This window comes from Acinetobacter sp. 1294243, from assembly GCF_000588015.1.
GTDB lineage: Bacteria > Pseudomonadota > Gammaproteobacteria > Pseudomonadales > Moraxellaceae > Acinetobacter > Acinetobacter pittii.
In genome coordinates this window covers 1-13,679 of sequence record NZ_JFXG01000011.1, presented here as the reverse complement: position 1 = coordinate 13,679, position 13,679 = coordinate 1, and the positions used below count along the sequence as shown (strand labels likewise).

At 40.5% G+C, this 13,679-nt stretch carries 9 protein-coding genes; 8 read left to right on the top strand and 1 reads right to left on the bottom strand.

What is annotated here, in order from left to right:
• Positions 1-40: 40 nt before the first annotated feature.
• The 3 genes from lpdA to sucD all read left to right on the top strand — a co-directional run bounded on the left by lpdA (position 41) and on the right by sucD (position 3,694).
• A complete protein-coding gene (gene lpdA / locus J655_RS17415) occupies positions 41-1,474 on the top strand; it encodes a dihydrolipoyl dehydrogenase (protein ID WP_002116053.1) in 1,434 nt (477 codons plus the stop codon).
• Positions 1,475-1,622: 148 nt separating this feature from the next.
• Positions 1,623-2,789, top strand: a complete 1,167-nt coding sequence (gene sucC, locus J655_RS17410; protein ID WP_001048573.1) for an ADP-forming succinate--CoA ligase subunit beta — start codon at positions 1,623-1,625, stop codon at positions 2,787-2,789.
• A gap of 14 nt (positions 2,790-2,803) precedes the next feature.
• Positions 2,804-3,694 (top strand): succinate--CoA ligase subunit alpha, encoded by an 891-nt coding sequence (sucD, locus tag J655_RS17405; protein ID WP_000114637.1) that lies wholly within the window; start codon positions 2,804-2,806, stop codon positions 3,692-3,694.
• Between the two features lie 410 nt (positions 3,695-4,104).
• On the opposite strand, the gene trpS is transcribed toward sucD, so the two are convergent.
• Positions 4,105-5,118 (bottom strand): tryptophan--tRNA ligase, encoded by a 1,014-nt coding sequence (trpS, locus tag J655_RS17400; RefSeq protein WP_017482086.1) that lies wholly within the window; start codon positions 5,116-5,118, stop codon positions 4,105-4,107.
• Positions 5,119-5,326: 208 nt separating this feature from the next.
• On the opposite strand from trpS, the gene J655_RS17395 reads away from it, so the two are divergent.
• From J655_RS17395 to J655_RS25765, 5 genes are all read left to right on the top strand, one after another.
• Positions 5,327-6,256: a DUF808 domain-containing protein gene (locus J655_RS17395; protein ID WP_017482085.1), complete on the top strand. Its 930-nt coding sequence runs from the start codon at positions 5,327-5,329 to the stop codon at positions 6,254-6,256.
• A 27-nt stretch (positions 6,257-6,283) separates the two neighbouring features.
• The gene (locus J655_RS17390; RefSeq protein WP_014207472.1) at positions 6,284-7,183 is read left to right on the top strand and encodes a neutral zinc metallopeptidase; all 900 of its coding nucleotides are present in this window, start codon (positions 6,284-6,286) and stop codon (positions 7,181-7,183) included.
• A gap of 240 nt (positions 7,184-7,423) precedes the next feature.
• A complete protein-coding gene (locus J655_RS17385) occupies positions 7,424-8,926 on the top strand; it encodes a cation:proton antiporter (RefSeq protein WP_032052713.1) in 1,503 nt (500 codons plus the stop codon).
• Between the two features lie 457 nt (positions 8,927-9,383).
• Positions 9,384-12,263, top strand: coding sequence for an Ig-like domain-containing protein (locus tag J655_RS0104620; protein ID WP_416201983.1), 2,880 nt, complete (start codon positions 9,384-9,386; stop codon positions 12,261-12,263).
• Positions 12,264-12,276: 13 nt separating this feature from the next.
• The coding region (locus tag J655_RS25765; RefSeq protein WP_416201984.1) for an Ig-like domain-containing protein at positions 12,277-13,679 on the top strand (1,403 nt) is incomplete at its 3' end.

Here is a 13,679-nt window from a genome sequence, read left to right as displayed (position 1 = left end):
AGGTAGAGTGATCCTCTATCTCGGACCATGGAGATAAACAATGTCTCAACAATTTGATCTTGTTGTTATTGGCGGTGGTCCTGGTGGTTATGAAGCTGCAATTCGCGCTGCTCAACTAGGTTTTAAAGTCGCTTGTATCGAAAAACGTATTCACAACGGTAAGCCATCTTTGGGTGGTACATGCTTAAACGTAGGTTGTATTCCTTCTAAAGCATTACTTGACTCTTCTCACCGTTACGAAGATACAGTACATCACTTAGCTGATCACGGTATCACTACAGGTGAAGTGAATTTTGATCTTGCTAAGCTTCTTGCTCGTAAAGACAAAATTGTTGACCAATTAACTGGTGGTATCGATCAATTGCTTAAAGGCAATGGCATTGAATGGTTAAAAGGTACTGGTAAATTACTTGCTGGTAAAAAAGTTGAGTTCGTTTCTCATGAAGGCGAAACTCAAGTTTTAGAACCTAAATACGTTATTCTTGCGTCTGGTTCTGTGCCTGTAAATATTCCAGTAGCTCCTGTAGATCAAGATATTATTGTTGATTCAACTGGTGCATTGAACTTCCCAGAAGTACCTAAGCGTTTAGGTGTAATTGGTGCAGGTGTAATCGGTTTAGAGCTTGGTTCTGTTTGGCGTCGTCTTGGTGCTGAAGTTGTTGTTTTTGAAGCAATGGATGCATTCTTACCAATGGCTGATAAAGCTTTGGCAAAAGACTACCAAAAACTTTTAACTAAGCAAGGTCTTGATATTCGTATCGGTGCTAAAGTTTCTGGTACTGAAATTAATGGTCGTGAAGTGACTGTTAAATACACTCAAGGCGGCGAAGAAAAAACTCAGACTTTTGACAAATTAATCGTTTGTGTAGGCCGTAAAGCTTATGCAGAAGGTTTATTGGCAGATGATTCAGGCATTAAATTGACTGAACGCGGTCTAGTTGAAGTAAATGATCACTGTGCAACTTCTGTAGAAGGTGTATACGCGATTGGTGACTTAGTTCGTGGTCCAATGCTTGCTCATAAAGCAATGGAAGAAGGTGTAATGGCTGTTGAACGTATTCATGGTCATGCAGCTCAAGTGAACTATGACACAATCATTTCTGTTATCTATACACATCCGGAAGCGGCATGGGTTGGTTTAACTGAAGAACAAGCTAAAGAAAAAGGTCATGAAGTTAAAACTGGTCAATTCGGTTTTGCTGTAAATGGTCGTGCTTTAGCGGCGGGTGAAGGTGCTGGTTTTGTTAAGTTTGTTGCTGATGCAAAAACTGACCGTTTATTAGGTATGCATGTTATTGGACCTGCAGCATCTGATATCGTACACCAAGGTATGATCGCTCTTGAATTTGTATCTTCAGTTGAAGATCTTCAGTTGATGACTTTTGGTCACCCAACATTCTCTGAAGTTGTTCATGAAGCTGCACTTGCTGTAGATGGTCGTGCAATTCACGCGATTCAACGTAAGCGTAAATAAAATAAAGAGCGGGTTCTCCGCTCTTTTTCACATTCGATGGTGTGATTAAAAAAGCATCAAGGTGAAAGACGTAGACAGCAATTTGCATATGTAACATGAGAATGTTGCGCAAATTGAAGACAACAAACAAAGTTAAGTAGGTAACTAAATGAACTTACATGAGTATCAAGCTAAAGCGTTATTGAAAGAATATGGTATGCCAGTACAAGAAGGTATCTTGGCTACCAATGCAGACGAAGCAGTTGCTGCATTTGAACAGCTTGGTGGTAAATTCGCGGTAATGAAAGCGCAAGTTCATGCTGGTGGTCGTGGTAAGGCTGGTGGCGTTAAAGTTGCAAAATCTAAAGAAGACGTTATCGAATTTGCAAACAATATCATTGGTACTCGTCTTGTAACGTATCAAACAGATGCAAATGGTCAACCAGTAAACAGCATTATTGTTGCTGAAGACGTATACCCAGTTGAGCGTGAGCTTTACTTAGGTGCGGTTGTAGACCGTTCTAGCCGTCGTATTACTTTCATGGCTTCTACAGAAGGTGGTGTAGAAATCGAGAAAGTTGCTGAAGAAACTCCAGAAAAAATTATCAAAGTTGAAGTTGATCCATTAGTTGGCTTACAACCATTCCAAGCACGTGAAGTTGCGTTTGCTTTAGGTTTGAAAGACAAACAAATCGGTCAATTCGTAAAAATCATGACAGCTGCTTACCAAGCATTTGTTGAAAATGATTTTGCTTTATTTGAAATTAACCCACTTTCAGTTCGTGAAAATGGCGAAATTTTATGTGTAGACGCGAAAGTAGGTATCGACTCTAACGCGCTTTACCGTTTACCTAAAGTTGCTGCTTTACGTGACAAATCTCAAGAGAATGAGCGTGAATTAAAAGCATCTGAATTTGATCTTAACTATGTTGCTTTAGAAGGTAACATCGGTTGTATGGTTAACGGTGCTGGTCTTGCAATGGCAACTATGGACATCATTAAACTTTATGGTGGTCAGCCTGCAAACTTCCTTGACGTTGGTGGCGGCGCAACTAAAGAGCGCGTAATCGAAGCGTTTAAAATCATCCTTGCTGATACATCTGTACAAGGTGTTTTAATCAACATCTTTGGTGGTATCGTACGTTGTGACATGATTGCTGAAGCGATTATTGCAGCGGTTCAAGAAGTAAACGTAACTGTTCCAGTTGTTGTTCGTTTAGAAGGTAACAACGCTGAGTTAGGTGCTAAATTACTTGATGAATCTGGTTTGAAATTAATTTCTGCAAACGGCTTGTCTGATGCCGCAGAAAAAGTTGTAGCTGCAGTTAAAGCGTAAGGGGAGTATCAATCATGAGCGTATTAATTAATAAAGACACTAAAGTATTGGTACAAGGTTTTACTGGTAAAAACGGTACTTTCCACTCTGCACAAGCTTTAGACTACGGTACAAAAGTTGTTGGTGGTGTTACTCCGGGTAAAGGCGGTACTACTCACCTTGACCTACCAGTATTCAACACAATGAAAGAAGCTGTACGTGAAACAAATGCAGATGCATCTGTAATCTATGTACCAGCTCCATTTGTTTTAGACTCAATCGTTGAAGCGGTTGATTCAGGTGTTGGCCTAATCGTTGTGATCACTGAAGGTGTTCCAACAATCGACATGCTTAAAGCAAAACGCTACTTAGAAACTAACGGTAACGGTACTCGTTTAGTTGGTCCTAACTGTCCAGGAGTGATCACTCCGGGTGAATGTAAGATTGGTATTATGCCTGGTCATATTCACCAACCAGGCCGTATTGGTATCATCTCGCGTTCAGGTACATTGACTTATGAAGCTGTTGCTCAAACAACTAAGCTTGGTTTAGGTCAATCTACTTGTATCGGTATCGGTGGTGACCCAATCCCAGGTATGAACCAAATCGAAGCGCTTCAATTGTTCCAAGACGATCCAGATACTGATGCAATCATCATGATCGGTGAGATCGGTGGTACAGCGGAAGAAGAAGCTGCTGAATTCATCAAATCTAACGTGACTAAGCCTGTAGTAGGTTACATTGCTGGTGTAACTGCTCCTAAAGGTAAGCGTATGGGTCACGCTGGTGCGATCATTTCTGGTGGTCAAGGTACTGCTGAAGAGAAATTCGCTGCATTTGAAAAAGCAGGTATGGCTTACACTCGTAGCCCAGCTGAGCTTGGTTCAACTATGTTGCAAGTTTTAAAAGAGAAAGGTTTAGCTTAATCGCTTTACGCTGAATCTTAAAAAGCACCGTATCTGAAAAATGATGCGGTGTTTTTTTATTTATTAAAGAAAAATCAGAATTTTTATAAGTATAGCTAATTCATAAATAAAATTTTTAGGCAAAAAAATACGCAATGATTGGGGTGATCATTGCGTAGAACAACGAATCTGTAAAAACAGTTTCGGTTTAAGGAGAAATGTCGTGAGGCTCATATGATGTAACCTACATAGAGGATAATAGATAAAGTTAAGATATTCTTCATCGCTATTAGCGTTAATAAGTGTTACTTCACGTTAATAGGGTAAAAGCCTGTGAATGGCTATCAATACATTAGTAATTCTAAAAAATGAATATTATTGAATCTAATAAATAAAAAAAGCCCCGAAGGGCTTTTAGTTTTCAAAAAGGATTAAAATTTAAATAAACCTAAACCATCTTTAACTTCGTCTAAAGTCTGTTGAGTAATAAGACGGCACTTATCTGTACCTTGACGTAAAACATCCATAATATAGTCAGGATCTTTAGCAAGTTCTTCGCGACGTTCACGAATAGGTGTAATTAACTCTTTTAAGACACCTTCAAGACGTTTTTTAACCGTACCGTCACCAAGACCACCGCGACGATAGTGAGCTTTTAATTCTTCAACTTCTTCTTTATTTGGATCAAATGCATCTAAATAAGTAAATACAATATTGCCTTCAACTTGACCTGGATCTTCAATACGAAGGTGATTTGGATCGGTGTACATCGCATTAACAGCTTTTTTAATGTCTTTATCAGAAGCATTTAAAACGATGGTATTGCCTAATGATTTAGACATTTTCGCTTTACCATCAAAACCAGGTAGACGTGCCATATTAGAAAGCAAAGCTTTACATTCAGGCAAAAGATCTTGACCGATTTGGCGATTTACTCGACGTACAATTTCATTGGTTTGTTCAATCATTGGAATCTGATCTTCACCCACTGGAACCACAGATGCTTTGAAAGCAGTAATGTCAGCCGCTTGTGCAACAGGGTAGCAGAGGAAACCAGCTGGAATGTCACGCTCAAAACCACGCATTTGAATTTCAGATTTAATGGTCGGGTTACGTTCTAAGCGCGCAACAGTCACGAAGTTGAGATAAAGCATTGTGAGTTCATTGAGTGCTGGTAGGCAAGATTGAACACAAATGGTAGTTTTTGTTGGATCAATACCTACAGCTAAATAATCTAGAGCAACTTCTAGAATATTACGACGAACTTTATCTGGATTATCTGCATTATCTGTTAATGCTTGTGCATCTGCTAATAAGAGATGTTGATGATGGCTATCCTGTAAACCTACACGAGAACGCAAAGAACCGACAAAATGCCCAAGATGAAGTTGTCCGGTTGGGCGGTCGCCTGTCAAAATAATTGGACGCTGATCAACATTACTCATTATTTATTCCACTATCGTATTGGCTTAATCAGGGGTAGTAAGCCCTGTAATATAAAAGATTGGCATTATTGTACGGGAAATAAATTTTTTTCGTCAGCGATTGGGGAAACTTTTCTTAAAATAATATTGTGAATTTATTCAGTAAAATTACAGAAATTCAAAAAAATCATCTTACAATAGCTTTAATAAATACAAACTTGGATAAGAAATGGCGAGTGGCTTACTTTTATTACTAGATGATATAGCAACAATTTTAGATGATGTTGCTTTAATGAGCAAAATGGCAGCCAAGAAAACTGCTGGAGTTTTAGGTGACGATTTGGCCTTAAATGCTCAGCAAGTAACAGGTGTGCGTGCAGATCGTGAACTACCTATTGTTTGGAAGGTGGCCAAAGGTTCATTTGTTAATAAGCTTATTTTAGTTCCTTTAGCATTGTTAATTAGTGTGATTGCACCTTGGCTTATTAATCCGCTATTAATGCTCGGAGGCTTATTTTTATGTTATGAGGGAGTAGAGAAAGTTCTTCATACCATTATGCATAAAAAAGCTTCTACATCAGAGGAAGCAAAAGCAGAGCTTGAAACTGAAGAATTAGACTTAGCAACTTTTGAAAAAGAAAAAATAAAAGGAGCAGTAAGAACTGATTTTATTTTATCGGCTGAGATCGTGGTGATTACGCTCGGTACAGTTGCTACGGCTACTTTAATGACCAAAGTAAGCGTTTTAAGTGTTATTGCAGTTGTGATGACGATTGGCGTTTATGGCCTGGTCGGTATGATTGTTAAGATTGATGATTTGGGATTATTTTTAACAGAGCAGTCGACCTCATTTAAACAAACTATAGGTCGAGGCCTATTAGCTTTTGCTCCTATTTTGATGAAATTACTTTCAATCGTGGGCACTATTGCAATGTTTTTAGTGGGTGGCGGGATTATTAATCATACGATTCCATTGCTTCATCACTTAACTGAAGACACAGTGGATCATGTGGAAACAATACCAGCAGTGGGTAACATCATTGGTGCTTTAACACCAACATTGATTAACTTTGGAATAGGACTTGTTGCAGGTGCAATTGTTCTATTAATTGTGAGCTTAATACAAAAAATGTGGCCTAAAAAAGCATCGGGTTCATGATGCCATTCTAAAAAGAAGAGGGAAATTATGCGCTGGAAAGGTCGACGAATTAGTAGCAATGTTGAGGACCGTCGAGGTGGTGGCGGTGTTAGAGCTGGCGGTATCAGTATTATTGGTTTAGTTGTTGCATTTGTTGCGTGGAAGTTCTTTGGTGTTGATCCACAACAGGCTTATCAAGCAACGCAGCAAGTTACTGCTTCACAACAATCAAATGCAACTGCGCCAGAAAGTTTAACGGCCGAGCAAAAAGAAGCCTCGGATTTTGTTGGAACGGTTTTGGCTGATACAGAGGACGTCTGGACTCCTATATTTAAACAGTTAGGTAAAAGCTATACGCCACCTAAATTAGTTTTGTTTAGTGGAATAGCTCAATCAGGATGTGGTACTGCCCAATCTGCGATGGGGCCATTTTATTGTCCTGCAGACCAAAAGGTTTATATCGATACAGAATTCTTTAAAGATATGCGTCAGCAAATGGGAATTTCTGGTGAGCAGAACCAAACTGAACTTTCTAGGGAAGATCAGGCTGGCGATTTCGCACAAGCTTATGTGGTTGCACATGAAGTAGGGCACCATGTTCAAACCTTGCTGGGTATTTCGTCACAAGTACAGCAAGCCCGTGCACAAGTCAGCCAAAGAGAAGGTAACCAATTATCTGTTCGTCAAGAATTACAAGCTGACTGTTTAGCGGGGATTTGGGCGAGTCATAATCAACAGCGAACTCAATTTTTAGAGCAAGGTGACATTGAAGAGGCGATGGATGCTGCTCAAAAAATTGGAGATGATTATTTACAAAAGCGTTCCACAGGTCAGGTCGTTCCGGATAGCTTTACTCATGGTAGTAGTGAACAGCGCATGCATTGGTTTCAGGTTGGTTTAAAAACTGGTGATATTAACCAATGCGATACTTTTAATAATCCAGTTTAAAATTCTATAGGATGAGTCTTGTTAAACATAATTTAATAAGCTCATCTTTTTTGTTTCGATCATGACTATAAATAATGTTAAGAAATTTAACAGATTGATAGATTGTTCAATCAATTCGTTAAACTTGCATCCTAATTTCTGTTTTTTATGATTATGGCATTGTTTATGTCAGCTTTTTATTAAGTTTGGTCGATCTAGCAAAGTTGTTTATTTGGTCGTTGACCCAGAAGAAGGGTATTCATGGGTAATTTTTTTCTATTACAAGCTTTTACAGTGGTTTTTGCACTATCAATTGCAACCACGATCTTTAATAAGCGTATTTTAGGCTTTCCACAGGCGATTGGTGTTCCTCTAGTCTCAGCAATTTTTGTCTTTATTCTACAGTGGGGTGCCAGCCTACTAAATGGTAACCAGTTTATTACCATTAACATTCATAATATTGAAGAAGCAGTACGCCATATCGATTTTTATGATTTTTTAATTAATGGTGTTATTTGTTTTATTCTAACTTCTTCTGCACTCAAATTTAAAATCTCAGATCTAAAAAGTTATTGGAAGCAAATCAGTATTTTGGCAACGATTGCCTTAGTACTTTGTGCTGTATTGTTTGGTAGTTTACTCTACGGATTCCAATTACTGGTTGGATATCATGTGCCAATTCTGGTGCTGTTACTTTTAGGTGCAGCTTTAGGGGCAACAGACCCAATTGGTATTAAAGGTGTGCTTAGTTCGATTCGAGCACCACATCATTTAATTGTTAAGCTAGAAGGTGAATCATTATTTAATGATGCAATGTGTATTGCATTGTTTATGACTTTGCTTAATGTTTTACAGGGTGAACATTTTTCATTGGTAGCGACATTAGAAGCTCTACTTTATGAAATTGTTGTCGCCGTCGGGATTGGTTGGGCATTTGGGGTAGGAGGGTTGCGTTTATTACGTGGTAAACACGAAATGGAGTCCCTGATTTTAACAACAGCTTTACTCGCAAGTGGAACATATTTAGTCGCTTTGTTTGCTCATGCATCAGCTCCGATTGCTTGTGTAATTGGTGGCTTAATTGTTGGAAACAAATGGAAAGAAATACGAGAAGAACGGGAGATTCATGAGGTTAACCATTTTTGGCATACAGTGGAAGGAATTATTAACTCATTCTTATTTACTTTAATTGGCTTAGAGTTATTTATTCTTGATCTAAACTTTAGCCTGATTTTAGGCGGTATTATTGCGTTCTTTATTCTTCATATTTCTCGTTTTGCTGCCAACTTTATGGCTTTCGCTTTTTTCCCCACAATGCGTAGAACCAAAAGCTACAATGGTAGTTTGACTATTTTATCTTGGGGTGGGGTACGAGGAGGAATTTCACTTGCATTGATTTTGGCAGTAGCCAATATCCCTGCCTTAAGTCCCTATAGTAGTATTCTGATTGGATATACATTTATTAGTGTATTGTTATCAGGTATTGTGTGCGGTTTAGGCTTACCAGCTGTGATGAATGCTTTTTATTACAACCCCAACGAAGAAACTGAAGGCTTAAAAGGCTTCTATCAAAGGTTGTGCCATAAGATGAACCGAAGAGGTTTTCAGTATATTGTGGGGGAGGATGCGCTGGGTAGAGAAACAATCACCGTTTATAATCCAGATATTCTTGTAGACCAAAAAACTGAGGATGGAATTGCGACAATGCATGATCCGAATAAGTTACAAGAAGTAAAAAGATTTGAGAGTCCAGATAATTTCTAAATATAAATATTTTTAAAATTTATAAGATATTTAAAAATGAGGTTTTAGTGTAATAGTAAAATATTACCTAAAGCCTTTTTTTTCTATATATATCATTAATAATATATTTTATTTTATTAAGATATTAATAATTGTTATATGAATATTTTAATTAAATGATTTTTCAACAAATGGTAAATAGAAAAATAATAAATTTGTTTTATATATAAAACGTTTAACGTGATTTTTCATTAAATTAACTTAAGAAAAACTTAACTAAGACTTATATATAATTTCTATTAATTAAAATTTTTTCTTTAGGTACTTTAGTATTTGTTTTTTTTATTTTAAAGTGTTTAATGTAAAAATGATCACATTACTTAATGTTTTTAAGTTGTAGGTCAAAAACTTAGAAAGATTAAGTAAAAAGAATTATATATAAAATCATTTAAATCAATAATATAAAAGGAATACAGATATGCCTGAAATACAAATTATTGCCAAGGATAGTCACGATACCTTGTCAACAATCAAGGGAACTTCTGCAAAGCTTTCAGAAGCGTCGGTCGTATTGGTAAAAGTGGCTGCCAGTGATGTATTGGTAGTGAATAGGGAGGGGACCAATGCAGTCATTCGCCTGAAAAATGGCGAGACTATTGTTATTGAAGGCTTCTTTAGTGGAACAGCTGAGCCTAAAGATAACAGTCTTGTTTTTCAAGATGAAAATGGACAGTTGATTTGGGCAAAATTCAAAGATGCTGAAAATGATGCGGACGCCGATGCCGATGCGGACGCTGACGCAGACAGTGATGTTGAACCACAAGCTCTGGTAGCTGAGGATTTACCTGCTGCTTTACCGGCAGAAGCACCACAAGAGTTGGTATCTGACGTTATTTACCAGCCTATTTCTTCAATTGAACCATTACTTTATCACGATGCAGGTGTAAACCCATGGTTGTGGGCAGCTATTCCTTTAGTTGCGGGCGGTATTATCGCTGCAGCATCGAATAGTGATAATGATGATGACTCAACACCTGCTGACACTACTCCACCAAATACAGATGGAGTTACTTTCTCTGTTGACCCTGTTACTTCAGATAACGTAATTAATGCATCAGAAGCAGCAGGTAATGTCACGATTACTGGTGTTTTGAAAAACATTCCAGCAGATGCGGCCAATACGGCCGTTACAGTTGTTATTAATGGGGTAACTTATAATGCAACTGTAGACAAAACAGCGGGTACATGGACAGTAAGTGTGCCTGGTAGTGGTTTAACAGCTGATGCAGATAAAACCATTGATGCGACTGTAACGTTTACAGATGCGGCAGGTAATAGCAGTACTGTTAAAGATACACAAACTTATACGATTGATACTGCTGCTCCTAATACGGATGAGGTTGATTTTTCGGTTGATTCTGTAACAGCTGACAATGTGATTAATGCATCAGAAGCGGCTGGGGATGTCACTATTACAGGTGTTTTGAAAAATATTCCGTCAGATGCAACCAATACTGTAGTAACAGTTGTTGTGAATGGGGTGACTTATACTGCAACTGTAGATAGTGAAGCAGGAACATGGACAGTAAATGTTCCAGGCAGTGGCTTAGAGGCTGATGCAGATAAAACCATTGATGCTACTGTAACGTTTACAGATGCAGCAGGTAACAGCAGTACGGTTAGCGATACACAAACTTATACACTTGATACGACTGCACCAACGGTTGTACTTGAAGATGTTTCTACTAATGATAATACTCCTGCATTAACAGGTACTGTAAGTGACCCAACAGCGACTGTTGTGGTTACTATTGATGGTGTTGATTATCCTGCAGTAAATAACGGTGACGGCACCTGGACGCTTGCAGACAATACACTTCCTGCGTTAACTGATGGTCCACACACTGTTACCGTGACTGCAACTGATGCAGCAGGTAATAAAGGTACTGATACAGGTGTTGTGACTGTTGACACAGCTGCACCAAATACAGCTGGTGTTAACTTTGCAGTTGATTCTGTTACTTCTGATAATGTAATTAATGCATCAGAAGCGTCAGGCAATGTCACTGTTACAGGTGTATTGAAAAATGTTCCGGCAGATGCAGCAAATACAGTGGTCACTGTTGTGATCAATGGCCAGACGTATACTGCAACTGTAGACAGTGCAGCAGGTACATGGACAGTAAGTGTACCTGGCAGCGGTTTGGTTGCTGATACAGATAAAACGATTGATGCTAAAGTGACCTTCACTGATGCAGCAGGTAATAGCAGCACAGTTAACGATACACAAACTTATACACTGGATACAGCTGCTCCTTCAGCGCCAGTGATTGACCCGGTTAACGGGACAGACCCAATTACAGGTACAGCAGAACCTGGTTCAACAGTAACAGTAACCTATCCTAATGGTAACACAGCAACAGTTGTAGCCGGACCGGATGGTACTTGGACTGTACAAAACCCAGGCTTAAATGATGGTGATAAAGTTGAGGCAATTGCTACTGATCCAGCAGGCAACCCATCTTTACCAGGTACAGCTACTGTTGATGCAGTTGCACCAGTAGTTATTCTAAATGATCTATTAACGAATGACAGCACCCCTGCGTTAATCGGTACAGTGAACGATCCGACTGCAACCGTGGTGGTGAATGTAGATGGCACTGACTATCCGGCAGTGAACAATGGTGACGGCACCTGGACGCTTGCAGACAATACACTTCCTGCATTAACCGATGGCCCACACACCATTACCGTGACTGCAACAGATGCAGCAGGTAACGTAGGTACAGATACAGGTGTTGTGACAGTTGATACAGCAGCTCCAGCAGCACCAGCGATTGACCCGGTTAACGGGACAGACCCAATTACAGGTACAGCAGAACCTGGTTCAACAGTAACTGTGACTTATCCGGATGGTAGTACAGCAAGTGTTGTTGCAGGACCGGACGGTAGTTGGACTGTGCCAAACCCAGGCTTAAATGATGGCGATACAGTAACGGCAGTAACAGAAGATCCTGCTGGCAATACATCAGGCCCAGCAACAGCTGTGGTTGATGCGGTTGCGCCGACAGTAGCGCTTAACGATGTATTGACCAATGACAGTACACCTGAGTTAACCGGTACAGTGAACGATCCGACTGCAACCGTGGTGGTGAATGTAGATGGTACTGACTATCCGGCAGTGAACAATGGAGACGGCACCTGGACGCTTGCCGACAATACACTTCCTGTGTTAACTGATGGCCCACACACCATTACCGTGACTGCAACAGATGCAGCAGGCAATGCAGGTACAGATACAGGTGTTGTGACAGTTGATACAGCTGCTCCAGCAGCACCAGTGATCGACCCCGGTTAACGGGACAGACCCAATTACAGGTACAGCAGAACCTGGTTCAACAGTAACAGTAACTTATCCAGACGGTAGTACAGCAAGTGTTGTAGCAGGACCGGATGGTACTTGGACTGTGCCAAACCCAGGCTTAAATGATGGCGATACGGTAACAGCAGTAACAGAAGATCCTGCTGGCAATACATCAGGCCCAGCAACAGCTGTGGTTGATGCGGTAGGCCCAAATACCGATGGTGTTAACTTCACAGTTGATTCAGTAACAGCTGACAATGTGATTAATGCATCAGAAGCAGCGGGTAATGTCACGATTACTGGTGTTCTGACAAACGTTCCTTCAGATGCGGCTACTACAGCCGTTACAGTTGTTATTAATGGGGTAACTTATACTGCAACTGTAGACAGTGCCGCAGGTACATGGACAGTAAGTGTGCCTGGTAGTGGTTTAACAGCGGATGCAGATAAAACAATTGATGCCAAAGTAACCTTCACTGATGCAGTAGGTAATAGCAGCACTGTTAATGATACACAAACTTATACAGTCGATACCACAGCACCAAATGCACCTGTACTTGATCCAATCAATGCAACTGACCCAGTGAGCGGTACAGCAGAACCTGATTCTACAGTGACTGTGACATATCCTGATGGCACCACTGCAACAGTCGTGGCAGGCACAGATGGCAGCTGGTCAGTACCAAACCCGGGCAATCTGGTGGATGGCGATACAGTGACTGCAACAGCGACTGACCCTGCAGGCAATACTTCATTGCCAGGTACAGGCACAGTCTCTGCCGACATCACACCGCCGGTGGTTGCACTTGATGATGTGTTGACGAATGACAGCACACCAGCACTCACTGGTACAGTGAACGATCCGACAGCAACAGTGGTTGTGAACGTGGATGGTGTTGACTATCCAGCAGTGAACAATGGTGACGGCACCTGGACGCTTGCAGACAATACACTTCCTGCATTAACTGATGGTCCACACACCATTACCGTGACTGCAACAGATGCAGCAGGCAATGCAGGTACAGATACAGCAGTGGTAACAATTGATACCACCGCACCAAATGCACCTGTACTTGATCCAATCAATGCAACTGACCCAGTGAGCGGTACAGCAGAACCTGGTTCTACAGTGACTGTGACATATCCTGATGGCACCACTGCAACAGTCGTGGCAGGCACAGATGGCAGCTGGTCAGTACCAAACCCGGGCAATCTGGTGGATGGCGATACAGTGACTGCAACAGCGACTGACCCTGCAGGCAATACTTCATTGCCAGATACAGGCACAGTCTCTGCCGACATCACACCGCCGGTGGTTGCACTTGATGATGTGTTGACGAATGACAGCACACCAGCACTCACTGGTACAGTGAACGATCCAACAGCCACTGTGGTTGTGAACGTGGATGG

What these genes read in the sequence shown, in the direction of transcription:
- J655_RS17385 (WP_032052713.1), top strand. Translation starts at nt 7,424, where the DNA reads ATGGGTAATTTTTTTCTATTACAAGCTTTTACAGTGGTTTTTGCACTA.
- J655_RS17395 (WP_017482085.1), top strand. Translation starts at nt 5,327, where the DNA reads ATGGCGAGTGGCTTACTTTTATTACTAGATGATATAGCAACAATTTTA.
- lpdA (WP_002116053.1), top strand. Translation starts at nt 41, where the DNA reads ATGTCTCAACAATTTGATCTTGTTGTTATTGGCGGTGGTCCTGGTGGT.
- trpS (WP_017482086.1), bottom strand. Translation starts at nt 5,118, where the DNA reads ATGAGTAATGTTGATCAGCGTCCAATTATTTTGACAGGCGACCGCCCA.
- sucD (WP_000114637.1), top strand. Translation starts at nt 2,804, where the DNA reads ATGAGCGTATTAATTAATAAAGACACTAAAGTATTGGTACAAGGTTTT.
- J655_RS0104620 (WP_416201983.1), top strand. Translation starts at nt 9,384, where the DNA reads ATGCCTGAAATACAAATTATTGCCAAGGATAGTCACGATACCTTGTCA.
- J655_RS17390 (WP_014207472.1), top strand. Translation starts at nt 6,284, where the DNA reads ATGCGCTGGAAAGGTCGACGAATTAGTAGCAATGTTGAGGACCGTCGA.
- sucC (WP_001048573.1), top strand. Translation starts at nt 1,623, where the DNA reads ATGAACTTACATGAGTATCAAGCTAAAGCGTTATTGAAAGAATATGGT.